At 47.9% G+C, this 24,037-nt stretch carries 23 protein-coding genes and 1 riboswitch; of the genes, 10 read left to right on the top strand and 13 right to left on the bottom strand.

Annotation, left to right across the window (positions count from 1 at the left end):
• Window positions 1–8 precede the first annotated feature (8 nt).
• Entirely contained in the window at window positions 9–1,358 is a 1,350-nt protein-coding gene (locus BUA14_RS21875) for a DNA recombination protein RmuC (RefSeq protein ID WP_072774549.1), read from the top strand.
• A 75-nt stretch (window positions 1,359–1,433) separates the two neighbouring features.
• Here the strand turns inward: BUA14_RS21875 and BUA14_RS21870 are convergent, their stop codons facing one another.
• The 5 genes from BUA14_RS21870 to BUA14_RS21845 all read right to left on the bottom strand — a co-directional run bounded on the left by BUA14_RS21870 (window position 1,434) and on the right by BUA14_RS21845 (window position 9,853).
• Entirely contained in the window at window positions 1,434–4,523 is a 3,090-nt protein-coding gene (locus tag BUA14_RS21870; RefSeq protein WP_072774548.1) for an efflux RND transporter permease subunit, read from the bottom strand.
• Window positions 4,513–5,598 (bottom strand): efflux RND transporter periplasmic adaptor subunit, encoded by a 1,086-nt coding sequence (locus BUA14_RS21865; protein ID WP_072774547.1) that lies wholly within the window; start codon window positions 5,596–5,598, stop codon window positions 4,513–4,515. Before BUA14_RS21865 ends, BUA14_RS21870 begins: the two co-directional genes overlap by 11 nt.
• On the bottom strand, window positions 5,588–6,163 hold the full coding sequence (locus BUA14_RS21860) for a TetR/AcrR family transcriptional regulator (RefSeq protein WP_072774546.1): 576 nt from the start codon (window positions 6,161–6,163) through the stop codon (window positions 5,588–5,590). The genes BUA14_RS21865 and BUA14_RS21860 overlap by 11 nt, the downstream gene beginning before the upstream one ends.
• Window positions 6,164–6,274: 111 nt before the next feature.
• Window positions 6,275–6,952, bottom strand: a complete 678-nt coding sequence (locus BUA14_RS21855) for a hypothetical protein (RefSeq protein WP_072774545.1) — start codon at window positions 6,950–6,952, stop codon at window positions 6,275–6,277.
• Window positions 6,953–7,519: 567 nt separating this feature from the next.
• On the bottom strand, window positions 7,520–9,853 hold the full coding sequence (locus tag BUA14_RS21845) for a type IA DNA topoisomerase (protein ID WP_072774544.1): 2,334 nt from the start codon (window positions 9,851–9,853) through the stop codon (window positions 7,520–7,522).
• Window positions 9,854–10,015: 162 nt separating this feature from the next.
• On the opposite strand from BUA14_RS21845, the gene BUA14_RS21840 reads away from it, so the two are divergent.
• From BUA14_RS21840 to BUA14_RS21830, 3 genes are all read left to right on the top strand, one after another.
• Window positions 10,016–10,930 carry an ABC transporter ATP-binding protein gene (locus BUA14_RS21840; RefSeq protein ID WP_072774543.1) on the top strand — a complete coding sequence of 305 codons (915 nt, stop codon included), beginning with the start codon at window positions 10,016–10,018 and terminating at the stop codon, window positions 10,928–10,930.
• Complete coding sequence (locus BUA14_RS21835; RefSeq protein ID WP_072774542.1) at window positions 10,927–11,781, top strand: ABC transporter permease; 855 nt, start codon at window positions 10,927–10,929, stop codon at window positions 11,779–11,781. Before BUA14_RS21840 ends, BUA14_RS21835 begins: the two co-directional genes overlap by 4 nt.
• Window positions 11,782–11,895: 114 nt before the next feature.
• The gene (locus BUA14_RS21830; protein ID WP_072774541.1) at window positions 11,896–12,075 is read left to right on the top strand and encodes a DUF1540 domain-containing protein; all 180 of its coding nucleotides are present in this window, start codon (window positions 11,896–11,898) and stop codon (window positions 12,073–12,075) included.
• A 92-nt stretch (window positions 12,076–12,167) separates the two neighbouring features.
• On the opposite strand, the gene BUA14_RS21825 is transcribed toward BUA14_RS21830, so the two are convergent.
• On the bottom strand, window positions 12,168–12,863 hold the full coding sequence (locus BUA14_RS21825) for a CPBP family intramembrane glutamic endopeptidase (protein ID WP_084078803.1): 696 nt from the start codon (window positions 12,861–12,863) through the stop codon (window positions 12,168–12,170).
• A gap of 157 nt (window positions 12,864–13,020) precedes the next feature.
• Between BUA14_RS21825 and BUA14_RS21820 the strand changes: the two genes are divergently transcribed.
• The 3 genes from BUA14_RS21820 to BUA14_RS21810 all read left to right on the top strand — a co-directional run bounded on the left by BUA14_RS21820 (window position 13,021) and on the right by BUA14_RS21810 (window position 14,875).
• The gene (locus tag BUA14_RS21820) at window positions 13,021–14,190 is read left to right on the top strand and encodes a THUMP domain-containing class I SAM-dependent RNA methyltransferase (RefSeq protein WP_242954726.1); all 1,170 of its coding nucleotides are present in this window, start codon (window positions 13,021–13,023) and stop codon (window positions 14,188–14,190) included.
• A gap of 120 nt (window positions 14,191–14,310) precedes the next feature.
• Complete coding sequence (locus tag BUA14_RS21815) at window positions 14,311–14,502, top strand: hypothetical protein (protein WP_072774539.1); 192 nt, start codon at window positions 14,311–14,313, stop codon at window positions 14,500–14,502.
• Between the two features lie 7 nt (window positions 14,503–14,509).
• Window positions 14,510–14,875 carry a type II toxin-antitoxin system PemK/MazF family toxin gene (locus BUA14_RS21810; RefSeq protein WP_072774538.1) on the top strand — a complete coding sequence of 122 codons (366 nt, stop codon included), beginning with the start codon at window positions 14,510–14,512 and terminating at the stop codon, window positions 14,873–14,875.
• A gap of 46 nt (window positions 14,876–14,921) precedes the next feature.
• Here BUA14_RS21810 and BUA14_RS21805 read toward each other — a convergent pair whose 3' ends face one another.
• From BUA14_RS21805 to BUA14_RS21775, 7 genes are all read right to left on the bottom strand, one after another.
• Complete coding sequence (locus BUA14_RS21805) at window positions 14,922–16,304, bottom strand: aspartate kinase (protein WP_072774537.1); 1,383 nt, start codon at window positions 16,302–16,304, stop codon at window positions 14,922–14,924.
• Window positions 16,305–16,569: 265 nt separating this feature from the next.
• Complete coding sequence (locus tag BUA14_RS28115) at window positions 16,570–16,734, bottom strand: hypothetical protein (protein WP_178371768.1); 165 nt, start codon at window positions 16,732–16,734, stop codon at window positions 16,570–16,572.
• A gap of 163 nt (window positions 16,735–16,897) precedes the next feature.
• A complete protein-coding gene (locus BUA14_RS21795) occupies window positions 16,898–17,494 on the bottom strand; it encodes a DNA-3-methyladenine glycosylase family protein (protein ID WP_072774535.1) in 597 nt (198 codons plus the stop codon).
• Window positions 17,495–17,923, bottom strand: a complete 429-nt coding sequence (locus BUA14_RS21790) for a GNAT family N-acetyltransferase (protein ID WP_072774534.1) — start codon at window positions 17,921–17,923, stop codon at window positions 17,495–17,497. It lies immediately after the preceding gene.
• 88 nt (window positions 17,924–18,011) lie between these two features.
• Window positions 18,012–18,455, bottom strand: a complete 444-nt coding sequence (locus BUA14_RS21785; protein WP_072774533.1) for a GNAT family N-acetyltransferase — start codon at window positions 18,453–18,455, stop codon at window positions 18,012–18,014.
• 103 nt (window positions 18,456–18,558) lie between these two features.
• Entirely contained in the window at window positions 18,559–20,235 is a 1,677-nt protein-coding gene (locus tag BUA14_RS21780) for an ABC1 kinase family protein (protein ID WP_072774532.1), read from the bottom strand.
• Window positions 20,228–20,524 (bottom strand): phasin family protein, encoded by a 297-nt coding sequence (locus tag BUA14_RS21775; RefSeq protein ID WP_072774531.1) that lies wholly within the window; start codon window positions 20,522–20,524, stop codon window positions 20,228–20,230. The genes BUA14_RS21780 and BUA14_RS21775 overlap by 8 nt, the downstream gene beginning before the upstream one ends.
• Before the next feature lie 258 nt (window positions 20,525–20,782).
• Window positions 20,783–20,924, top strand: a riboswitch (cobalamin riboswitch).
• A 115-nt stretch (window positions 20,925–21,039) separates the two neighbouring features.
• On the opposite strand from BUA14_RS21775, the gene BUA14_RS21765 reads away from it, so the two are divergent.
• From BUA14_RS21765 to BUA14_RS21755, 3 genes are all read left to right on the top strand, one after another.
• Window positions 21,040–22,008 (top strand): ABC transporter substrate-binding protein, encoded by a 969-nt coding sequence (locus BUA14_RS21765; protein ID WP_072774529.1) that lies wholly within the window; start codon window positions 21,040–21,042, stop codon window positions 22,006–22,008.
• A gap of 83 nt (window positions 22,009–22,091) precedes the next feature.
• On the top strand, window positions 22,092–23,129 hold the full coding sequence (locus BUA14_RS21760; RefSeq protein ID WP_072774528.1) for a FecCD family ABC transporter permease: 1,038 nt from the start codon (window positions 22,092–22,094) through the stop codon (window positions 23,127–23,129).
• Between the two features lies 1 nt (window position 23,130).
• Window positions 23,131–23,910, top strand: a complete 780-nt coding sequence (locus tag BUA14_RS21755) for an ABC transporter ATP-binding protein (RefSeq protein WP_072774527.1) — start codon at window positions 23,131–23,133, stop codon at window positions 23,908–23,910.
• Window positions 23,911–24,037 lie beyond the last annotated feature (127 nt).

Raw genomic sequence — 24,037 nt, 5'->3', positions numbered from 1 at the left:
AATCATCCATGACCTATTTGCCTATCGTGAACAGCGCCCTCGCTGCCCTTACCGTCCTTATACTTATCTTCCTGTTGAGTCAGTTTTTCAAATTCCAACGGGAGAACTCCATCCACCCGATATACACCAAACTTCAATCCTTGGAAAACCAAATAACCCAATTAGAAAAAAACCTGGAACGGCAGGAACGCCTTTGGCAAGGGGAGTTTGCCCGCAACCGGGAAGAGAATAATACCAACTCCCGGCAAGAGCGTGAGGAAATGAGTCATGCTTTAAAACGTTTCAGCGACTCACAGCTTACTCAAATGGCGGAGATCGCCACTCTTCAGAGGAGCCAGCTGGATATCTTCTCCAAGCAACTTAACAACCTCTCTCAGACCAATGAACAAAAGCTTGAGCATCTGCGCCAAACTGTTGAGGAACGGCTGCAGCTTATTCAGCAGGATAATGCCCAGAAGCTGGAGTTGATGCGGATCACCGTGGATGAGAAGCTGACCAGTACCTTAGAACAGCGGCTTGGTGAGTCCTTTAAAATGGTGAGCGACCGGCTTGAACAAGTCCACAAAGGTCTGGGCGAAATGCAGACCTTAGCCTCCGGTGTCGGGGACTTGAAGAAAGTCCTCACCAATGTAAAAACCCGGGGAACCTGGGGAGAGATTCAGTTGGGCAATCTCCTGGAACAGATCCTGACTGCGGAACAATACGCCACTAACATAGTGACTAAGGCCGGAAGCAAGGACCGTGTGGAATTTGCCATCAATATTCCGGCTAAAGACAGACATGATCGTATGGTGTATCTCCCCATTGATGCCAAATTTCCACTGGAGGATTACCATCGCTTATTGGATGCCCAGGAACAAAGCGATCTTCCCCGGATCACTGAAGCAGAGAAGGCTCTCGAATATCGTATCAAAACAGAAGCCAAATCCATTCATGAAAAATACGTGGATCCCCCCAATACCACGGATTTTGGTATTCTTTTTCTGCCTATTGAAGGCCTTTATGCAGAGGTTCTCCGCCGCCCCGGGCTCTGTGAATTGCTGCAAAGGGAGTATAAGGTGGTTGTAGCCGGTCCCACTACCTTAGCCGCTCTGCTTAACAGCCTGCAAATGGGTTTTAGAACCCTGGCCATCGAAAAACGCTCCAGTGAGGTTTGGAATCTCCTTAGTGCAGTCAAGACGGAGTTCGGCAAATTCACGGAGATTTTGGAAAAGACCCAGAAAAAGCTCCAGGAAGCCAGCAACACCATCGAGACCGCTACCCGGAAATCCCGCTCCATCGGCCGGAAGCTTAAAGATGTTCAGACTCTGCCTGTGGAGGAGAGTGCAGCCTTGCTGGCTGCCGGCGAAGAGGAATAGCGCCAAACCAAAAAGCCGCAGCCTGAGGAACAACACTGTTCATTCCAGCTGCGGCTTTCCGCTTCAGCAAAGATTCTACATCCCCTGCCCCATTTCCGTCTTCCCAAGGTTAGGGGCACCGGAGGCCGTACTTTTCCCCTCCCGGACAAAAAGGCTGTACAATACCGGAACCACCACCAGGGTAAAGAGGGTGGAAATCAATAATCCGCTCATCAAAGCCACCGACATAGGGGTGAACAGATCGCTTCCGGAAAAAGCCAGCGGAACCAACCCGATGACCGTGGTCACCGCTGCCAGAATAATGGGCCGGTAACGACGGTTGACCGCAAAATGGCAGGCCTCAGCAATGGACATTCCCTCTTCCCGAGCCAGATTGATAAACTCAATCAGCAAAATAGCGTTGCGGATGACCAGCCCCATCAAACTTACCACCCCGACCAAGGCCGTAAAGGATAAGGGCTGGGCAAAGAGCATCAACCCGGCTACCACCCCAATGACGGATAAGGGAATGGTGATGAAGATAATCGCCGGCTGCAGGAAGGAACGGAACTGGATCATCAAAATCACATAGATGAGGAACAAGGCGAAAATCGCCGTAGTCCCCAGGCTTCCGAAATTATCCTTGATATCTTTGGCTTCTCCCTCATAACTCACCGTAAGCCCGGAGAAATCAAAACCTGCTTGGGCCAACCGCTGTTTCAAGGTATTTTCAATGGTTACGGCACTAAATCCCGGCTGCACTTTTCCAGAAATCGTCACCGCCTGAACCCCATCATATTTATTAATCGTGGGTACGGTGGCTTGGAGGTGGATGTTTCCTAACTGCTTAAGCAGAACTTTATGACCGGTCAGGGAGGATTTGATACCCAGGTTTTCCAAATCCTCTTTGCTGCTCACATCGCTTTGAACCAGGATCGGGTACTCATTGCCGGCGATGCGGAACAGGGACGCTTCGGCACCGCTCAAAGCGATATTGATCTGTCTTTGGATATCATAATTGGTGATGCCCATAGTCGTGGCCCGTTCCGTATCCACATCCACCACAAATTCGTATTCACCGGCGACATAATCGTCCGCCACTTTCATGGTTCCGGGAATCCCCTCCAGCTCCCGGCGGATTAAAGCGACCCCATCCCTGACCTGCAGAGGATCGGCGCCGCTGACCCGCACCTCCAGGGGATCTCCCGGCATAGCTTTTTCCAACAGCAGCACATTGGCCGAGCCACCGATTAAATGCTGATCCAACTGTTCCTGAAGGTGAAGGGCAAGGTCTTCATTATTGGTGAATTTCCCTTTGGCCAAATCCACCTTGAGCATGATTTGACCAAAATCCTTAGCAGGAGTCGCCTTGGGCAGTGTGATATAGAATTTGGGCAGACCTCCTCCCAGGGCAGTGGCATAACTGATGATCTCCTCATTTTCCCCGAGAATCCCTTCCACTTGTTCCGCCAACCGGGCTGTAGCTGAGATGTCGGAGGCATTTTCCGAATGGAGGTTGATATAAAAAACATTCTTATCCGCTTTAGGGAAAAACTCGATCTGAAGCTGGAGCGCACCGTAACAAGCTATGGCAATCAACAAGATGGCTGCACACACCGTGGACTTTTTGTATTGCATGCCGATTTGCAAAGCATACCCATAAATACGGCGCAGGGGAGTCCGTTTGTCATCCCCTTTCTTCAACTTGTCGAAGAATAAATAGGCCAGGACAGGGGTCACGGTGATCGCTACTAGAAAAGAAGCGGACACGGCAATAATCACCGTCTGAGGCAAGCTTCTCAGAAATTCCCCGGCTGGGCCAGGAACAAAGAGCATGGGGGAAAAGGCGGCTACAATCGTCAGGGTGGCTGAAAACACGGGAATTACAGATTGCTTCATACCGCGTATGCAGGCTTCCATCTTGGCGAAGCCCTGATCAATATGCACCTGAATAGCATCGATAATGACGATAGCATCATCCACCAGAATGCCCAGGGCCAGGATGAGGGCGGCTATGGATATTTCCTGAAGCTGTATGCCGAAAAGATGCATAGCAATAAAAGTAATGATAATGGAGAGGGGAACCGCAGTGGAAGCGACCAACGCGTTTTTGAAGCCCATCCCTAAAAAGACCACGATCAAGACCAAAGCCATGCCTTCTAAAAGATTCTCAAAGAATTCAGCCACACTCTTTTCCACATCGGTGGGCTGATAAACCACCTCATCGACGATTAATTCCGGGGGCAGTTCCGCTTTCAGCCGGTCCAGCTCCGCCCGGACATCCTCGCCGACCAGCAGGATATTGCGGTTCTCTTTGAAAAAGCCGCTCAGCATAATGGCATTTTGTCCGTTGTGCTTAAGCTGATAATCGGCATCCTCAATATCCCAACGGATGTCCGCCAGGTCCTGCAAACGAATGGGAGCCCCGGTTTCAGCCGATACATCAATGATCATATTCTCCAAATCGCTGAGTGATGTAAAAAGACCGGGGGAGCTGACATTGACCTTCACCCGCTGATCGCTTAAGGAACCTGAGGGAATCTGCAGGTTCTGAGCCTGAATCAAGGATACCAGTTCATCAAGCGAGATATTGTATTTGTTCAGCTCGGCTGTCTTCACTTCAATGCGGGCCGCTTTGTTTTGAACGCCGGTTACGGTAAAGCGGGAGATGCCATCAATTTTGGCCAGTCTGCTTTTAAATTGCTCAGCATAATCGGCAAGCTGCTCATAGGTATACCCCTCCCCGGAAAGGCTGATGATCATCCCCGCCGTTTCGGAGAGTTTAGTGTCTGCTTCAATAGCAAAGCACTCGTCAGGAATTTTCCCTTGGGCTCCGTCCAGAATCTGCCCCAACTCGTTCCAGGACTCTTTCACGTCCACATCATTATGAAGCTCCAGGACGACCACAGAGAGGCTGTTTTTGGTGATGGACTGGGAGGTCTTATAGCCCGGGACTTCCCGGATCTCATCTTCAATCACCCGGGTCACCAGTTTTTCCACGTCCTCAGGGGCCGCTCCGGGATAAATTGTGGTAATGACGGCAAAAGGAGCAGATATATCCGGACTCTCCTGCTTAGGTACTATATAATAACTGTAGATTCCCAAGGCCATGGTCAGGATAGTGAAAAAGATGGTAAAACGCCAGTTGCTGATAATATGGTAAATGAATCCTTTCTTATTGTTCATGGGAGGTGCCCTCGCTTTGAATCCTGACTTTCTGTCCTTCCTTTAAACTTTTCATCCCACTGAATACATAATGCTCCCCTGGTTTTAAGCCTTCCACCCGGACATTGAACCCTTGGGTATCCATTAACTTAATATTCCTCTTCACTGCCCGCCCGTCTTCAACCAGAAAAACATAATCTTCACCATCATTGAGGATGCAGGCTAAGGGAACCCATATCCCCGCTGCCTCACCTTGGGCAAACTTCACCTCGGCTGTGGCCCCAAGATAGTATCGCTCACTGGGAAAAGGCTCGGTAATAAGTATTTCAGCAGTATAAGTGCGGGTTTGTTGATCCGGAACAGCTTCCAGCCGTTCAACATGTCCTGTTCCCTTTTGCCCATCTAACGTGATTTCCACCCTATCCCCCATCTTGACCTTCTGAACATCACTTTGAGACAGACCCACTGTTACTTTCTGTTCAGGCGAGCGGATTACCACCACCGGATATCCGGCGGCAACGATTTCACTTTCCCGGAAAAGAATATCCACCACATAGCCTTCATTCTGAGCATAAAGCTGTGCGTCATTGAGTTGAATCTGTTTGGCTTCCAGCTCAATTTCAGCTTGCCGATAGGTTGCTTCCTTCACATCCAAATCCAGCTTAACCTTAATAAGATCCGCTTCCGGCAGAGCCCCTGCTTCATGGAGCTTTTCCAACTTCCCATAGTTATCCCGGGCTTCTGTATAGGCTTTCTCTGCTTTGGTGACATTGAGCTGCGAAGCTTGAACCGCTAAGCCATACTCCGCAGTATCCAAAGCAGCAAGCTTTTGGCCCGGCTTCACCAAGGCTCCCTTTTCCACAGCAATATCCGTGAGTTTTCCCGGAATTTTAAAGCTGTACTTTTTCAGTTCGCCGGCAGAGGTAAGCCCTGTATAGCGCAGGTCCACCGGATAAGCCCCTTCCTCAGCTTCTTGCACTTGAACCAGATGTTCCCTTTCCGGAGGAATTACCGCAGTCGCCTGAGTGCACCCTCCCAACATCATGGTCAAAATCACGGCCAGCGACATGAACGATCCAGTAAGTTTAGACCTCATCTTTATTATCCTCCCCATGATTAAGAATTCCGTAAAAAACCAGGTTTTTCATTTGCTCCAGCAGCTGTTTGATGGTGATATCCTGAGATTCCAGCATTTTAGGATCAGCCGGCATCATGAACAGGTTATGAATCATGGACACGATGATCGCCGGGTTAAGATCCAGGCGGATTTTTCCCGTAGCCTGCCCCTCCTGGATTAAGGGATAAAAAATCTCTTGCCGGAACTCAGCCAATCTTTCAATCTTTTCTTTTTCTTCCGGATAATAACGGTAGAGTTCATCCACCAGCCGAAAAGGAATATCCTCCGGAGTGTACATCGTCAGCATGGCTTCAAACTTCTCCAGCCATGTGGAATGACCGCTGACGGCTTCCGTAAATGTCTTTTTCTCCACCTCGACGATATTGTCCACCAACCTGCTGATCAATTGGTTCTTAGAGGCAAAGGATTTATAAATGGTCTTTTTGCTGATCCCTAATTCGCCGGCCACATCATCCATGGTGAACCCCCGCAACCCATAGCGTTGAATCAATTCATAGGCTTTCTCTAAAATGCGTTCTCGCAACTTGATTCCTCCCTACGGAAACTAATTCAGTGTCTTTAGTTTCCTATGCAATTCCTTTTCTGTCAAGAACATTATGTAAAGAAAAAAGATGCAGCAACTGCATCTTCTCATTCATTGACCTAGGGACTGACTTTTACCTCGCCCTTCTTCGAGAACTTCTCCATTAAGAACCCAATAATAATTCAGGTCTTGAGCGCCAATCGGCTCCCCGCCATGTGGTTCAAGCTGGATTTGACCCCTGGGTTCCCGATGAAGGCCCCATCTGAACAGTATTTTCAACCAATCCTGAAGAATCCGTTCTTCCTCACTCTGGTTGTTTTTTTCTTTAACATTTCCTTTAAAGTAAAAATTTCTTCCACAATATTTCTGAATAATGGTATTCCAAGCCAGTATAAAATTCGGGGCATTTGTACTTACAATGCCTTCCTCCCAATTCTTAAGCAATTGCTCCTGCCCCTGGGCGGACGCTTTTCCTGAACAGGATAAAAAGAGCACTTCGTAAAGCCCGCTGAATTGCTGTGCATAGTGCATATACTCCCGCTTAGCCCGTTCAAAACTGTGGGGATGCATGACAAGGCTGGCGGCCCCTTGGGAAGAAGGAGCCGGTTTAACCGGTACATGCTTCATTTCTTTTTTGGTAAGGATCATCTCCAAAGCTGGGGTCTCTTCTTTAGACCGCGACCCTGTTTTCATGGTTTTGGGACGTTTCTGACCAGGGGTATAGCGCCTCGCGAAGTAAAATAAGAGGATAATTCCGATGGCAACCACAACACTTTCCCAATTTCCCATACTCTCCCCCCTGTCCATTATGTTCTTGGGCCGTCTGGTTCATCTTATTCAGATGGACACATTTTTCTTCCTGATCGTCAAAAATTGGCATAGAATCAAAATGACATATTGCCCCAATTTTCTTTGTTTATTGTCACACTCAAGTATATCTTAGCAAATATCGATAAACTTGTCATCTCAATTAGTGCTGCAGGCGGCATTGGAGTTTGGCTTATGCTTGGATGAGAGTGAAAGCAGAGTCTCCAGGATTTTGATTTACACCGGTCGCTCCATAAGCTGCGCGGACAAAACTAACGCTCAAGCTCACCACTCCGTCGGGACGCCGCCCAAATCGCTCCTGCTCAATGGGCGGTTGGAAACGTCCTGTTTCCAACCCGACTCCGCTGCGTGCTTTTCGCGAAGTTTTGTTCCCGCTCGCTTAAATTCGTTCACGCTTGTAAATCAAAATCCTTGGGCTGCTTTTCGGGTCTGAGCAGGGCGATGTAGAATAAGCTGCCTACAAGGACGATACTTTTACCCTTTGCTGGTGCCGCCCACTGCATGGAATCTACTCTGCACTTTAATGACTTAACCGGGCTTTGCCCGATTATTGTTCTCGAACTCGAACTTTAATTTTCCTAAGGAAGGATTCTCCCAAACAAGATAGGCCGCGAAACTTTTCCCCTGCTTAGAGCGAAAACCCTTGATTAAATTCGTTTTTCCTTTCTTCAATAAGCTCTTGACCTGGGCAGGTGTCAGCACCTTGCCGCAAATGGGACTCTTCCAAAGAATAAAGGGACAGCCATTTTTCCAGTTTTGGCAGCCATAACCCTTTTCCCGCTCCACTACCCCGCCTCCGCAGCTGGGGCAGCTCCCCAAGCTCTCCCCAACCGCCGGAGCTGGATTCTCCTGCCTTGCCTTGGCAGCCTTTGTAACCTTGGCCTGAGCAGGGAGCTCCTGGGGCTTCCCTTCCAGATTGCTTTTGCTCTTTCTGCCAGAAGTATCCGGCTTCTGAGGGGCAAAAGCCAATGGTTTTTTCCCCTGGGTGGCTTCATAGTGACGCAGCTCTTCAATGATACCCCGGATAGCCTCTTCGACTTTCTCCATATACAGACTTAAAGGCATCTCCCCCCGTTCGACCTGGGCCAATTCATATTCCATCTGCCCTGTCATTTCAGAACTGATCAGCAATTGAGCCCGGGGTAAGCGCTCTTTAATCAAGCGAATGAGCTCTGTTCCTTTTGCCGTTGGCATAAGCACCTTCTGCTGCTGCAGAAGATACCCCCGGTTCAGAAGGTTTTCAATAATTGCCCCGCGTGTCGCCACGGTTCCCAGTCCTTTTCCTTTTAACTGCCGGCGCAGGGCCTCATCCTCGATTTCCTTGCCGGCTCCTTCCATAGCTTTAATCAGATCGCCTTGAGTATAGCGCTTGGGGGGCTTGGTCTCCTTTTGCAGGGCTTGACAGGACCGGGTCACAACCTCCTCATTCTGATGAAGCAAAGGGAGCTGGAGCCCGGATCCCTCTGTATGCTTTTCCGTATTCTCGATCTTCTTCCATCCCGGTTCAAGCAAGGTTTTGCCTTTGGTCAGGAAGGACTCCTCTTCCACTACCGTAACTACCTCTTTTTCCGCATAACGGGCCGGGGGAAACCAAATGCAGAGAAAACGCAGGACAATCATCTCCCAGATTTTCCGTTCATCCGGACTCAAATTCGGAATCATTTTTTCAGTGGTAGGAATAATCGCGTGGTGAGCCGTAATCTCATTGATGACCCTTTTTCCCCCAGGTAAAGGATTATCAAGAGCTTCCTTTACCCATGAGGCAAAGGGGCTTTGTTCCAAAGCTTGCAGATGAGCCTTCAGTTTGGGGAGCATGTCGGGAGGTAAATAATTGCAATCTGTTCTGGGATAGGTTATGGCTTTCTTTTCGTAAAGGGACTGGGCAATTTTCAGCACTTTTTCCGCTCCAAAGCCATAGCGCTTGGAAGCACTGACGGTTAGAGAGGTTAGATCAAAGAGCAAAGGATGAGGCTCCTTCGTCTCCTTATCTTTTACGGAACGAATTCTTCCCGATTTTCCCTGAACTTTAGTGACAATCTCTTTGCCCCGGTCCAGGTCTAACATCATCTGATCGTTATCATTTTCCTGACTTTTATCACGCGTGTTCTTGACGGCGGGATCAAACCATTTCCCCTTATATGAGCCTTGCCCGCTTGCAAATTCCGCTTCCACTTCCACATAAGCAACAGGGACAAAATTCTCGATCGCCCATTCCCGCTCCACCACCAAGGCCAAGGTGGGGGTTTGAACCCGGCCGATGGAGATGACATTAGGCTTTTTGCGCACCGGATCGAAACTGCCAAAAAGAGCGGTGAATCCTTCGGTTAAATTCATACCAAAATCCCAATCTCCATAGGAGCGCCCATACCCTGCCTGCGCCAGGCCCTCCACCTCGCCAACAGGGCGCAGTTTGCTCATCCCCTCACGAATGGCCTCTTGGGTCAAGGATGAAATCCAGAGCCGGAAAAGAGGCTTCTTGCTGCCTACAGTGTCCCATACTTCCTGAAAAAGCAACTGCCCTTCCCGATCGGCATCCGTCCCGCAAATAACCTGCTGTACCTCCGGGGACTTAAGCAAACCCTGCAGCACTTTGAATTGCTTAGCGGTGCCCGATTTTAATCCATACCGGAATTCCCCCAACCGGGGAAGCACGGGGAGGCGGCGGATGCTCCAGCGCTTGCCCACTTTAGGAAGATCCATATAAGTCTCCGGCGCTTTCAGTTCAAACAAATGACCGATACACCAGGAAATAATGTAGGCATCGTTTTCAAAATAGCCCTCTCTTTTACCCTTTACACCAAGAGCCTTGGCATATTCCCTGGCCTGGGAGGGTTTCTCAGCTATGATCAAGGTCTTACCCATGGATACACTTCTCCTTCTTCTTTTTAGTTTTATCGTAAAAATTTACATTTTTAATTCAATTTTAACCTGATATCAAGAAGATTTTGGCATTGCATGTAGAACTAGATTAATAAACCTATGTCTGTTGAAACCGTGGGATTCCGTAAACAAGGAGTTGGCAGGATGGATAAAATAATTGAAGTTGTCGATTTGCATAAGAGCTATGGTCATGTTCAGGCGGTTAAAGGGCTCAATTTTTATGTGGAAAAAGGCAAACTCTTTGCCTTTCTGGGGCCTAACGGCGCCGGAAAATCCACGACCATCGACATCATCTGTACTTTTTTAAAGCCGGATCGGGGACGGGTGATTATGGATGGCTACGAATTAGGCAAAGAGGATAATAAAATCCGCTCCGTGATTGGTGCGGTATTTCAGGATGGCCTCCTTGATCCCCTGCTCACGGTAGAAGAAAATTTGAGGATCAGGGGCGGCTTCTACGGACTGAAAAAAACGACTTTGGCTGATTCCATAAAATCCATTGCGGCCCTCACCGGAGTGGCTGAATTTTTGCAGCGACCCTACGGCAATCTTTCCGGGGGTCAGCGCCGCCGGGCGGATATCGCCCGAGCCTTGGTTAACGCACCGAAGATTTTATTCTTGGATGAGCCCACCACAGGGCTCGATCCTCAGACCCGTAAAAATGTCTGGGAAACCATCCAGAAAATGCAGAAAGAAAAGGATATGACCATCTTTCTGACCACCCACTATATGGAGGAAGCTGCCGAAGCTGATTATGTTATGGTGATCGACAACGGCACAATCGCCGCCCAAGGAACGCCCACCGAACTAAAACAGGCCTATGCCAGTGACCGGCTTAAGCTTTCTTATCATGACAAAGAAAAACTAAGCACAGCTCTTCAGGAAATGCACATCCCTTACCATCAGGTTGCCGATCAAATCATTATCGAACTATCATCAACCCTGGAGGCTTTGCCGATTCTGGCCGGATGCCAGGCTTATCTCACCGGCTTGGAAGTCAGCCATGGTACTATGGACGATGCCTTTATTAAGATCACCGGAAAGGAGATGAGAGAATGAGCAACTTTATGCTGCGCAATCTGAAAATCTTCTTTAGAGATAAAAGTACGGTTTTCTTTTCTCTGCTGGCGGTGTTTATCATTATCGGTCTCTATGCTCTTTTTTTAGGAGATGTTTGGGCCGAGGATTATGCAGATATAGAAAATGCCCGTTATCTTATGGATAGTTGGATCATGGCAGGATTGCTGGCTGTTACTTCCGTGACGACGACCATGGGAGCCCTGGGCATTATGGTGGCGGATAAAGCTAAAAATATTATCAAGGATTTTCAATCATCCCCTATTTCGAGAAGCGCCCTGGCCGGCGGTTATATTTTAAGTGCTTTTGTCATTGGGGTGATTATGAGTGTTGTGGCCCTGATCTTAGCCGAAATTTACATTCTCGCCAATGGCGGCGAGCTGCTGACAGGAACAAAGATTCTGCAGGTACTGACGCTTATTCTGCTCTCCTCTCTGGCCAGCACAGCGATCCTGTTTTTCCTGGCCTCTTTCTTCAAGAGTCTCAATGCTTTTTCTACAGCCAGCACCATTATCGGAACCCTGATCGGTTTTTTAACCGGTATCTACTTGCCTGTTGGGGTTTTGCCGGAAGCAGTACAATATGTAGTAAAGATTTTTCCCATTTCCCATGCCGCCGTTCTCTTTCGTCAGCTCCTTATGGAAGCACCTCTTCAGGAGGCTTTTGCCCAAGCCCCGGCAGAGAGTCTGGGAGAGTTCAATACCCTGATGGGCGTGACTTTCAATTTTGGAGACACATTGCTATCTCCCCAGGGAAGTATCTTAGTGTTGTTGGTTACAGCAGGGCTGTTTTATGGTTTGAGTATCTTAAATTTGTCTCGTAAACGTAAATAGCTAATTACGATTAAGAATAAAAAACCCTCACTGTGGGAAATTAAATAAGGGTTCAGGGAAAAATCTCTGCAACTATCGGAAACTAATTGCAAACAATTAAAGGAGGGCCAAACAATGACTGGACGTGTAAACAAAATGGATTCCCCTATTCAAGGCGTTAAATGTGTTGTTAATACCTGTCACTATTGGGGAAACGATCACTGTCATGCTCAAACCATCGAAATTCAAGCACCTAATGCTAAAACCAGTGAAATGACAGACTGTGCTACCTTCGCTCCTAGCGACATGCGCTAAACCATTACAAATTAGTAAGCCATCCTGAGGTGCAAAAACCTAAAGGGAGTGTTGCGAAGCTGCTTGAAGCAGTCGGCGATGCTCCCTTTTCCTTAACTATTTATCTTTTTCTCCCTTGCCAGTAAAGGCAGGTAATATTTTTTGGCTAAAAGAGCCGCTCCGAAATTATAGAGAAAATGAGCATATACCGTAGCCCAAAGGGTTCCCGCGAATCCATAGAGGAGGCAAAGACATACGCTGATCACGAAAGCTGCCACTATCAGGAGGGGTTTCTTAAGATAGCGGAAGTGCATCCCGGTGAAAATAAGGCTGGTGAATAAGATACCGTAAACGGGGCCGAAAAAGCCCGCAAGCCCGGTCTGGATCACTCCTCTGATCAGCAGTTCTTCTGAAAAGGCTCCGATGATAAACATGGGCAACAGGAATTGGGACGGCAGTTCCAATAAAAGCCGGTTAATGCCGCCATCATCAAACGCATCGGGAGAGAAGATTTTCCAGGCCAGAATTTGTAAGCCCATCATGGAAACTGCTAATACGGTACTTAAGCCCCATATACTCCAGGTGCTGTCCCAGGCCAAGAAGTCCTGCCAGGGATACCCTTGACGCAGGTAAAAAAACCAAAGCAAGAACCCTCCCAAAAGCAGCGAGAGCAGCTGGGTGAGCCAAAATGAGGGTATCAAGGCCCGGCGCAGCTTTTCTTCATAGTGTTCCTCATCCTGATTATTCTCTTCAGGTTTATTCTCTTCAGGTTTATTCCCTGCACGATTATCTTCTTCACGCCGCTCCATCGTTTCCACTGAATACCCTCCTACTGCCTTATCACTATTCATGCATTCATGCTCTTCATCATCTCACCTTATTCTATAGTTAATCCTATAGTGAACAGGATATGTTTGCAAGACTTGCCTTTCTCCGGGTGAGTTATTATGATAGAAGAAGAATTTTATGATGAAGGGTGATACCGCATTGGCTAAATTAGAGTTGATTGCCACAAGTGCCTTTGGCATTGAATCCATAGTAAACCGTGAACTCCATAATCTGGGCTATACCGAAACTCAAGTAGAAAACGGCAAAATTACCTTTGCCGCCAATGAGCTGGGAATTTGCCGAACCAATCTCTGGCTGCGTTCAGCGGAGCGGGTCCTGCTGAAAATGGGCGAATTCAAAGCAACAACTTTTGAGGAGCTTTTCCAGCAAACCAAAGCCCTGCCCTGGGAAGAATGGCTCCCTATAGACGCAGAATTCCCTGTGGAAGGAAAGTCCATAAAATCCAAGCTTTTCAGCGTTTCCGATTGCCAGGCTATTGTTAAAAAAGCTGTCGTAGAACGGCTCAAAGATGTTTACGGCATCAGTTGGTTTAAAGAAACCGGCCCCAAGTATAAAATCGAAGTCGCTCTTTTAAAGGATGTCGTTACCCTTACCATCGACACTTCCGGCGCCGGGCTGCACAAACGGAGCTATCGCAGGTTGGCCGGGCAAGCCCCTTTAAAAGAAACCTTAGCCGCCGCTATGATCAATCTCAGCTATTGGAAAGCGGACCGTGCCTTAATTGATCCTTGCTGCGGCACGGGAACTATTCCTATCGAAGCCGCTATGATCGCCCTTAATCGTGCACCAGGTTTAAAGAGAGACTTTATCGCTGAGAAATGGCCCAATATTAAGGAGAAATTTTGGCAGGAAGCCCGTGAAGAAGCTGAAGACCTCTATAATCGGGATCAGGAACTCCATATTTATGGTTCGGATATCGATCTCAAAGCCCTTCAGCTGGCCCGGGCTCATTGTGAAGATGCCGGACTGACGGATAAAATCTTCTTCCAACGCTTGCCTGCTGCCGAAGTCCGCTCTCGGTTCCAATACGGCCATCTGATCACGAACCCTCCTTATGGAGAGCGTTTGGGTGAGGAAGAGGAAGTCAAACAGCTCTATAAAGATCTTGGCGAGATCTTCAAGAGCTTGGCAACCTGGTCCTTGCATATGATCACCACGGATAAACATCCCGAGCTCCTGATCGGCCGTCGCTGGGATAAGAGCAGAAAGCTTTACAACGGCCGCCTGGAATGCCATTATTATCAATTCTTCGGACCCAAGCCGCCAAGAAGTCCGCGGCCTGAGTAAGCTGCCCTTTAAATCATATTGGACTTGTCTGCGCCCTTCGAATATGTCTATAATTATCTCCTTCTAAATTGGCAAAACTAGACATAGAGTCTTGTAGCCGAACTATGGAGGTGGTAAGATATGGACAAGAATAGTCCTCAAGAGGAGGGTCAGCAAATGCCTTCATTAGCAAAAAAAGAAGTAAATACATATAAGGGTTTGTCTTTATCTGAAAAAAAACTAAAGGAGATAACGATAAGCCCTAAAATTAAAGATGGCAAAGTGCAATTAGACAAAAATAATCCCGCTCATCGTTACATTCATGAGGATTGATTGAATCATGAACCTTAGTGTTGGAGATATCTTTTGGTTAGATGTTGAATTCGAAGATGATCCTGATAGCAGCAAAAGAAGACCAGCCATAATTGTTGGTGGTACTGCAGATGAATTATTTGTTTTAGTTTCAACAACTTCTCAAGCACCAAATAATCCACCATCCTATTACGATCAATTTAAGGTCCCCATTTTAAATTGGCGCAATAATGGATTTACTAAGCCATCGTGGGTAAAAGGTCTATTTTTATTGAGATATTCCAATGAGTATCTTATGGATAAAATTAAACCTGAGGACTATATTATAAAGATGGACGAAAACAGCTTTAATTACTTGGTAGCTGAACTTGAATTAATTCATAAAGAAAGATAGGGCGCCTGGCTGAAAGGCGCCCTATCTTTTTGCTTTACTCTCCGTATTACCCTACACATAAATCTTCGTTAAGATGATAAATCGCACTGGTGTATTTATCCCGGTCAATGACAAATTGCATATTGACCTGACGCAGGGACTGGGACACACAGTTCACATTAATATGATTCTTCGCTAAACTGCTGGTGGCACGAGCTAAAATATTAGGAACGGCAATATTCGAGCCGATCACGCAGACGATGGCCGCGGGCAGAATGGTTACGGTCTGATAAGCCCCCTTCAGCTCCGCCATCAGTTCTTCGTTCAGATCGTGCTCCCAGATTACCAGGGAGATGCTGTTGGCATTGGTGGCTTTCATGATATAACTTACGGAATAGTTCATGAACATCTCCATAATCTGCTTATCGTAGCCTGCTTCCCCCACCATTAAGGAATCATGGATTTCCACGACCACCACTTTGTCCGAACCGGCTACAATCTCTATTTTGGCCTCGGGGCCAATATAGTCTTTGGAGATGAGAGTTCCCGGATGATCCGGCTCGAAAGTGTTCTTCAGACGAAGATTAATTCCGGCCATTTCCAAGGGCTTGGAGGCATTGGGGTGAATGGCCTCCATGCCTATATCCGCAAGCTGATCCGCAACATCATAATTCGTCCGTCCCACGGGGATAGCCTTTTCTACCCCCACAATCTTCGGATCGGCGGAAGATAAATGAAACTCTTTATGAATAATCGCTTCATCCGCATGAAGATGAGTGGCAATCCGGGAGAAAGTGATCTCGGAATAGCCCCGTTCAAATTGGCGCATAATCCCTTCTTTACCTTTAGTATACCCGGTGACGATGACGATCTCCTTAAAGGGATCCACACCCCGGAAGGTTTTGGCGATCCGCTCGTCGATCGTCAGCTGGCGGGAATCCCGGAGACCGGTTAAGTCCACAAGGCGGGCGGGTATGCCGCGGTTCTGCAGGATGTTCACGGAATTGAAAGCCGAATGAGCTTCCCCCAAAGAGGCCAGCAGTTCCCTGGCCGCCGAGAAAATATTCTCCCGATCCACATAACCGGAGGCAATGATTTCATGCATACTATGCAAATAGGATTTGGTTTGTTGGATCCTTGAGCCCAGGAACTCCTTAGCCGCTTCATAATCCAAACCGATATTCACAAATCTTTCGTTAACCTTGAGAAGATCCTGTAAGAGGACATTTAACGCTTCTTCGCAATCTTCTCCATTGACAAAATGACGATAAATTCCCGGAGCCTTTGTCTTTTTATCCTCCAAAAGTTTGTTGGTCACCCCTGCGTAAGCGGAGACAACAAACACTCTGCCAAAGCTGAAACGCTGTGAATCCAGTTCCCCAATAATATTTTTCAAGACATCTTCGAATTGGGACATAGAAGTGCCCCCGATTTTTTCTACCGTTAACATACAACACCTCATCAGTATCAAGTTCTCTGTTAAATAACACTATTCATCATTATAATACAGCACTTCAAGAGCAACAAGATAAAATTTCGTTTATTAAACTGGCCAACTTTCAAAAAATATAAATACCCATATATTGGAAATATAAACCCTTAAACCTTCTTCAGCGTTCATCGCCGATTAATCCAGGAAAAGGAGTGAATCTTTATGCATCTTTTTGATAAATGCTGCGTCCCCTTCAGTTTTTATGGACCGTATCCTCAATTCCTTAATACTCAATCCTGCTGTCCCCCGGTTCAAACCTGCTGTCCTCCGGCACACACTCCGTTCCCCAACATGTATCCTTCTTATCCTTCTTATCCAGTTCAACAAAGACCGCAATGCCCGCCTGTCCAACAGGCCCCGGTTCAACAGCAGCCTCCGGTTCAGCCACCTCTAATCAATAATCCCCCCTCATCTCGTTCCAAAGGGTAAAAGACTCATCCTTTTATACTATGCTGCTCATAGCAAAGGTGGTTCCGTCTTATGGGAACCACCTTTTTACACAGATTCTATTCTCATCCCCCGGAGAAGACAAGGATACGGGCTTAGCATTACTAAGACATGGCCCAAAGATACAGAGAAGCCACAGACCCGTAAGGTGAGTACTTCTTGCGGTAATGCTCAAAGGTCTCCTTGGCTAACTCCTCCAGTCCATAACAGTTCATCATTCCCCTGCGGATAGCTAAATCCCGATAACTGACCACGTCGGGCCGGCAAAGGGCATGGATCAGCAGCATCTCCGCTGTCCACACTCCCACACCGGGTAAAGCCGACAAGGATTGGATGATTTCTTCATCACTCAAGGTATGAAGCTCCTGGAAATCCACCTCACCTCTTTGAGCGGCTGCGGCAATCCCTTTGATATATCCAGCCTTGCGTGTGGACATGCCACAGCCTTGAATCGCTTCCAGATCGGCTAAGGCAATGCGCTCAGCACTGATCTCTCCCAGAAGGCTTTGCAGCCGGTTCCATACCGTCTCAGCTGCCTTTTTGGAAATCTGCTGGCTGACCACACTGGAGATCAGCGCTTCAAAAAGATTCGGGGTAATCGCTCTCTCGATCATCCCCATGCGCTCAATAGCTTGCCCCAGGACTTCATCCCGGGTCTTCAAATGCTCAATTTCTTTGGACCCGTATGGAAAAAAAATCATTTAAAGCGTCCTTTCCATAATGATATGGGGAATCCCATCTTCCATGAATTCCCCAGACACTTGGCTGTACCCCAGCTTTTCATAAAAGTTCCGAGCCTGGGTCTGAGCATGAACCTTTGCTTTATGGAAACCTTCCCCTTGTGCAATCTTCTCCAGGCTTTTGACTACGGCACTGCCTAAGCCGAATTTTCGCATGGCGGCACGCACACAGATCCGCTCCAATTTAGCTGTATCCTCCAACCCACGCAATCTGCCTGCCGCTGCCGGCTGGTCTTCATAGTACACCAGAATATGACGGGCGGCTGCACCGGGCTCGTCATAGCCATCAAATTCATCCTGCAGCGGAACCCCCTGCTCTTCCACAAAAACTTCCCTGCGAATTTGAAAGGCCTCCTCTAATTCCGCATCTTTTACTTCAACAACTTTCATGCACTATTCCATCCTCTTGTTTCTTTTTATTGTTCTTGATTTAATCATTAACTCCATAAACTTCCTTATACTCATGAGTTCCTATCCATCAGTCAAAATCCTTGATCATCTGAATATATTCAAGCTCATTAAATCCCAATCGTTTATACAGGGATATGGCCTGAACATTCTCTTCCTCCACCTCCAGCCGGATCCGCTTGATGCCCGGATGCCGGTGACTCTCCAAGTATTGAAAAAATTCCCGGGCAAGCCCCTTTGAGCGGTAAGGGGGCAGGATATAAATCTCATCTATCCAAACGACGATCCCTCCTGCTTCCTGAGAAAAGGTCTTGGCCGTAATCCCATATCCGGCAGCCTGGTTTTCCTGTTCCAGAATATATCCGTTCAGATAACGATCCGAACTCATCATCTCCGCAAAGGTTCTGCTGTGAAATTCCTCAGGTACAGGGTGAAGAACAGCGTCCGACTGGTAGAATTCAGCCGTCAGTTCCAGAAATAGTTCCCGATCCCCTTCCTGCATTGCTCTAATCATAACATGTCAATCTCCTATGTGTTTACTTATGCTAATGATTATAGCAAAAAAGACCAAACTTGGCATTCCTGCCAGTACTTTGTAACACTTAAAACTCGCCGTACTAAAACCTTCCTGAACGCAAAATGGATACCAGCAGCAGAATGAACATCATGGCCGCTACTGTAAAACCAGCCTCAATAGCCGGTATTCGCCAAAAGACCAGCGGTTCCTTGCCTAAGGCGGAGGCAATAATCAAACCGCACATAATAATGCTGAAGGACAGCAATAAGATACTGAAAGAGAGCTGGTTGCTGATCCGGTCCAGCTTCCGTATAAAGGCGGCCAGTTCGGGTAAGTAAATCTCCACCCGTATCTTACCCCGCTGAATGCTGCTGAAAATCTCCTTGGCTTGTTTAGGGAGGTTTAATAAAAGATCGGAGTATTCCCGGAAATGTTTCCAGGTCTTTTCAGCAAGAAAAACGGGATGAAGCCGTTCCTTAAGGAGCTGCTCACCGAAAGGTTCAGCAATATCGATGATGCTGATCTCGGGATCCAACTGCTCCACGATTCCTTCCAAACTCAGGAGGGATTTACCCAACAGGACAAGATCGGCGGGAATAATAATCCGATGTTTGTAGGCCACCTTAAACAGGTCATTAACGGCACTCCCCAGATCGACTTCACTCATGGGCACATCCAGATACTTCTCTCTTAACCCATCCACATCCCGATACAATACCTTGGGATCCAGATCCTCAGGCACGATCCCCATAGCAAACACAGCCTCCACCATGTCCTCCGTCTTCCGCCGCATCATCCCGATGACCAGTGAAGCAAAATGATCCTTCATATCAGCAGAAAGCCTGCCGATCATGCCAAAATCGATTAAGGAAATCACCTGTTGGGGCAAAACGAAGATATTGCCCGGATGAGGATCCCCATGAAAAAACCCCTCGATTAAGATTTGCTTGAACATCGCTTTAATCAGATTTTCTGCCAGTTCCTTCCGATTATAACCCAGGGCCTCAAGAGTCTGGAATTGGCTGAGCTTGACTCCCTGAATGTATTCCAAAGTCAAAACTTTTTTGGTGGAGTACTCTTTATAGACCTTGGGAATGTGAATGGAGGAATCCCCTTGAAATTGCTTTCTGATTCGTTCCGCATTATTGCCTTCAATTTCATAGTTTAATTCATTGCGCAAGGAATTGGCGAATTCCTCCACCATATCCCGCACATGATACAGGGCTGCCCAATCCATACGCTTTTCCGCCAAAGCAGCCAAATCCAAAAGTATTTCCAGATCCGTTTCGATCTTCTGGGCAATACGGGGACGCTGGATTTTTACCGCAACACTTTCCCCTGATTGGAGAACGGCACGGTGAACTTGGCCAATAGAGGCTGCGGCCAGTGGCTCTTCCTCAAAATGCTGGAAAATATCCTGAGGCAGGGCCCCCAACTCGGCTTCAATAATTTGACTGACTTCGGCAAAAGAAAAGGGCGGAACTTGGTCCTGCAATTTTTCCAGTTCCGTAATGAGGTAATCGGGAATAATATCCGGCCGGGTGCTGGCTATTTGTCCAATCTTGACATAAGTAGGTCCCAACTCCTCTAAGGCGTTACGCAGGCGCTGACCGAGAGTTATGGGATCCACTGCTTCCTCCCGCCTCCGGATCCGCCTGGAAAAAGAGATAAAATTAATAAGCCCCATCTCTTCCAGGATGAGGCTGAATCCATTACGGGCCAATACCGTGGCTACTTCTTGATAGCGATGAACATGACGAATTTTTCTGCTAATCATGGGTCCCGTTTTCCAATTGAGCGATGCGGTTTTCCAGCCTTTCGATGTCTGCTTTGGTAGGAAGGTTAAGCTCCGCCAGGATTTTTTGCACTTGTTCCTTAAGCTTGACCTGAATCTCATTCTGCTGATCCTCGCCTTTTTGGATCAACTCATTCATTAATTCCTTGGATTCATTGGCGGACAGCTCTCCTTTCTTTACCAATTCATCCACAACCTTCTCAATTTGTTCTTTGCTCACCACAGCGAAACCTAACCCCAAGGCTAAACCCTTCTTGAGCATATCTTTCATGCTTACATCCCCCTGCCGTGAATTTTTAAAGAAAACCCGACTTCACCGAGCCTTTGATTTATAACCCCAGTGAGGCGAAGCCGCTGGTTGCACTTATGCTTAGAAAGCAGATAACGCAAGTTTATACTTTCCGACAGTGCTATCGAATCTTCGTCCTTAGTATTTACGCGGTTGCTGAAAACCATTCTTTAATCACCAGGAAAGCAGGCACTAAACAAACCTTGGCATTACCGGACGAATGCCTTATAATTGTCTTAATTCAATACAATAGAATTAGGTACTCAATCCTTTCGGGAGAGAGTTAAAAGGGAAGCCGGTTCAATTCCGGCACGGTCCCGCCACTGTGAATTGAGTGAGTGATCACTTTTAGTCAGGAACCTGCCTAATCATCAGCGACCTTCCTCGAGGACAGGATAGAGGCGCTGCAAGAATTCACTAATGCAGCAAAAACCTTTTATCCTGGCGATAAAAGGTTTTTCTTGATCTTTCCACCCCAACTCGAAAGGAGCACAAAAATGAATAGAAAAAAACAGGCACTCACCCTGCTGATAACCCTATGGGTGACCTTACTTTTGCTCAGCGGCTGCAATTCATCCCCACAGCAAGGTGCCGCTCCTCCTGAAGCGCCCTCCGGGCAAGATACCATCCAGGCTGCAAGCTACCCTTTAACCTACACAGATGATACGGGTGTGGCCACCACTCTGGAAAAAGAACCTCAACGCATTATCTGTCTGGCCCCGCCCTCCACAGAGATCTTAAGCGCCCTGGGCCTGGATCGCAAGCTGATCGGCTTAACTGTGTACGATAATTATCCGGTGGGTATTCAGGGGAACGCAGAATATATTTTTGAAGACAGTTTAAACCCCAATATGGAGCAGCTCATTGAGCTCAAACCGGATTTGGTCCTGACAGGAATGCATAAGGACAGCTTTGTTAACTCTCTGCGCAGCTTGGGGATACCTGTAGCTCATTTAAACCCCCAAAGTCTGGAAAGCACCTATCAAACCATCGAAAAACTGGGATACATTACCAATACTCAGGAACGGGCCCAGGCTGTGCTCCAGGGAATGAAAGCAAAGGAACAAGCCATTGCCGATAAAGTAGAGGCCATCAAGGAATCTGCTCGGGTCAGGGTATGGATTGAAGTGGATCCAGGTCTTTTTACCGCCGGTGCAGGAACCTTTCTTAACGAACTCATCACCAAAGCAGGTGGCATCAATATCGCAAGTGATGTTCAAGATTGGGCACAATACAGCGAGGAGCAGGTGATTGAGAAGAACCCTCAGGTCATCCTGAGCACCTACTCCTACTACATGGATAATGTGAAGGCCACCATCGCCGGCCGTCCGGCTTGGCAAGCCATCGATGCTGTCAGCAATGACCGGATTTACGATCTGGACAGCGATATGGTGACCCGCTCCGGTCCCCGGATCGTCGACGGCTTGGAGACCATCGCTAAAGCCCTTTATCCGGAGCGTTTCTGACTCTTCAGCCCTTGGCAAGGGTGGTCTTATCATCCGTATGGGGAGAGAGCTTATTGACTGAAGTTAAGGAGGATAACATAAAGATGAATTCCCGAACTTTCCCCAAAAGCATACCCTGGATTTTGGGCTTATCCCTGCTCCTGCTTCTTTCCGTTGTCATCTGTGTGATGACCGGCTCCGTCTCCCTGCCTTTTCATCTGACCTGGAAGATCATTTTAAACCATCTGCCTTTTTTGAGCTTTGACCACAGCTGGTCCTCAGCCCAGGAATCCATCGTTTGGAATCTGCGCCTGCCCCGGGTCTTTTTAGCCCTCATCGTTGGGGCCATGCTGGCAACCTCGGGAGTGGCCTTTCAAGGGATTCTGCGCAATCCTTTGGCTGATCCCTATATCTTGGGGGTCTCTTCCGGAGCTGCCATTGGCGCCGCCTCCGCTATCCTTTTTTTTCGCAGCTTTTCTTTCTTCGGTCAATCGGCCCTGCCTCTCTTCGCCTTTGCCGGAGGGCTTATTTCTCTGGCCTTTGTCTTCTCTTTATCCAGACAGCATGGTCAGTTTGAGCGGGAAACCTTAATCCTGGCCGGTGTGGTAGTGCAGGCTTTGTTGAGCGCTTTTCTCTCTCTTCTGATTGCCGTTTCCGGCGAGCAGATGCAGCAGATTATTTTCTGGATGATGGGCAGTCTCGCCAACAGCAGCTGGCAGAATGTCCTGATCCTTCTCCCTTATTTTCTGCTCGGCTTGGCTTATCTTCTCTTGCAAAGCCGGGAGCTGAATGTCATCGCTTTAGGGGAAAGAGCAGCAACTCACCTGGGAATCAACGTGGAGCGCAAGAAAATTGCCATTCTCATCGTCGGTTCGTTATTGGCCACGGCCGCAGTCTCCATGGTGGGGATCATCGCCTTTGTCGGCCTGATCATTCCCCATCTCATGCGCCTCCTCGTGGGACCTGACCACCGAATCCTCTTGCCGGTGTCTACTTTAGCGGGAGCAATCTTCCTTTTGTGGTCGGATACCATGGCCAGAACCCTGCTCCAATCTCAGGAGATTCCCATCGGAGCGATTACAGCCTTTGTGGGCGCACCCTTTTTCGCATATCTGTTAAAAAGTGGTTTAAGGAGGGGTTAGGATGAACCTGTTCGAGATTCAGAACCTTAATCAACATTATGGCTCCTTTGCTGTGTTGCGGAACCTTTCCTTTGCCATCAGCCAGGGAGATATGTTTGGCATTATCGGCCCCAATGGCAGCGGTAAATCGACTCTGATCCGTACCATCAGCGGCCTTCAGCCTCCTAGTTCCGGTAAGGTTCTGTTGATGGACAGACCACTTTCCTCCCATACCTCAAAAGAGCTGGCCCGCCAAATTGCCGTTCTGGAGCAGGAGGGTACCCCTGCCCTGCCCTTTACCGTAGAGCAGATCGTATCCATGGGGCGCTATCCCTGGTTAAAACCCTTTGCCGACCTGAGCTCCCATGACAGGGCTGTGGTGGAGAACATACTCGTTAAACTCAATCTTGGGCCTAAACGCTCCCAAAAAGTCAGCACCCTAAGCGGCGGTCAGCGCCAACTGGTTTCTCTGGCCCGGGCTATGGCTCAAGAACCCCGGATACTCATCCTGGATGAACCCACCACCTATTTGGATATTGGCCACCAATGCTTAGTCATGGATCATGTCCGCCAGTGGCATGACGAGTTGGGCATCACTGTGATTATGGTCCTGCACGACTTAAATATAGCGGCTCAGTATTGCGACCGGATTCTCCTGCTCGATCAAGGGGAAATCGTTACCTGGGGTAAAAAAGAAGACGTGCTCCGGGAAGAAACGTTAACCCAGGTCTATAAAACGGATTTAGTTCAAGTTCATCATCCCAAATTAGGCGTACCGCAATTTCTCTTGAGCGGAAAATAATTCCACGCCTTAATAAAACCTGGTGATAGAACCAAATTTCCTCTAAGGACATCGTGAAAAAATTATCTTATACTGAGGACAACCTGTCAGATTGTGATGGGTTGTCTTTTACTTTTGAATCGTTTGC

It is taken from the genome of Desulfitobacterium chlororespirans DSM 11544, assembly GCF_900143285.1.
GTDB classification, from domain to species: domain Bacteria; phylum Bacillota; class Desulfitobacteriia; order Desulfitobacteriales; family Desulfitobacteriaceae; genus Desulfitobacterium; species Desulfitobacterium chlororespirans.
The sequence above is the reverse complement of the archived record's forward strand: the minus strand, read 5'-3'. Positions and strand labels throughout refer to the sequence as shown.

Coding starts and splice junctions, on each gene's coding strand:
- BUA14_RS21775 (WP_072774531.1), bottom strand. CDS start 20,524: ATGAAAGATATGCTCAAGAAGGGTTTAGCCTTGGGGTTAGGTTTCGCT.
- BUA14_RS21835 (WP_072774542.1), top strand. CDS start 10,927: ATGAGCAACTTTATGCTGCGCAATCTGAAAATCTTCTTTAGAGATAAA.
- BUA14_RS21855 (WP_072774545.1), bottom strand. CDS start 6,952: ATGGGAAATTGGGAAAGTGTTGTGGTTGCCATCGGAATTATCCTCTTA.
- BUA14_RS21875 (WP_072774549.1), top strand. CDS start 9: ATGACCTATTTGCCTATCGTGAACAGCGCCCTCGCTGCCCTTACCGTC.
- BUA14_RS21845 (WP_072774544.1), bottom strand. CDS start 9,853: ATGGGTAAGACCTTGATCATAGCTGAGAAACCCTCCCAGGCCAGGGAA.
- BUA14_RS21840 (WP_072774543.1), top strand. CDS start 10,016: ATGGATAAAATAATTGAAGTTGTCGATTTGCATAAGAGCTATGGTCAT.
- BUA14_RS21870 (WP_072774548.1), bottom strand. CDS start 4,523: ATGAACAATAAGAAAGGATTCATTTACCATATTATCAGCAACTGGCGT.
- BUA14_RS21820 (WP_242954726.1), top strand. CDS start 13,021: ATGATGAAGGGTGATACCGCATTGGCTAAATTAGAGTTGATTGCCACA.
- BUA14_RS21810 (WP_072774538.1), top strand. CDS start 14,510: ATGAACCTTAGTGTTGGAGATATCTTTTGGTTAGATGTTGAATTCGAA.
- BUA14_RS21865 (WP_072774547.1), bottom strand. CDS start 5,598: ATGAGGTCTAAACTTACTGGATCGTTCATGTCGCTGGCCGTGATTTTG.
- BUA14_RS21760 (WP_072774528.1), top strand. CDS start 22,092: ATGAATTCCCGAACTTTCCCCAAAAGCATACCCTGGATTTTGGGCTTA.
- BUA14_RS21785 (WP_072774533.1), bottom strand. CDS start 18,455: ATGATTAGAGCAATGCAGGAAGGGGATCGGGAACTATTTCTGGAACTG.
- BUA14_RS21795 (WP_072774535.1), bottom strand. CDS start 17,494: ATGATTTTTTTTCCATACGGGTCCAAAGAAATTGAGCATTTGAAGACC.
- BUA14_RS21755 (WP_072774527.1), top strand. CDS start 23,131: ATGAACCTGTTCGAGATTCAGAACCTTAATCAACATTATGGCTCCTTT.
- BUA14_RS21805 (WP_072774537.1), bottom strand. CDS start 16,304: ATGTTAACGGTAGAAAAAATCGGGGGCACTTCTATGTCCCAATTCGAA.
- BUA14_RS21780 (WP_072774532.1), bottom strand. CDS start 20,235: ATGATTAGCAGAAAAATTCGTCATGTTCATCGCTATCAAGAAGTAGCC.
- BUA14_RS21830 (WP_072774541.1), top strand. CDS start 11,896: ATGACTGGACGTGTAAACAAAATGGATTCCCCTATTCAAGGCGTTAAA.
- BUA14_RS21765 (WP_072774529.1), top strand. CDS start 21,040: ATGAATAGAAAAAAACAGGCACTCACCCTGCTGATAACCCTATGGGTG.
- BUA14_RS21815 (WP_072774539.1), top strand. CDS start 14,311: ATGGACAAGAATAGTCCTCAAGAGGAGGGTCAGCAAATGCCTTCATTA.
- BUA14_RS21825 (WP_084078803.1), bottom strand. CDS start 12,863: ATGGAGCGGCGTGAAGAAGATAATCGTGCAGGGAATAAACCTGAAGAG.
- BUA14_RS21790 (WP_072774534.1), bottom strand. CDS start 17,923: ATGAAAGTTGTTGAAGTAAAAGATGCGGAATTAGAGGAGGCCTTTCAA.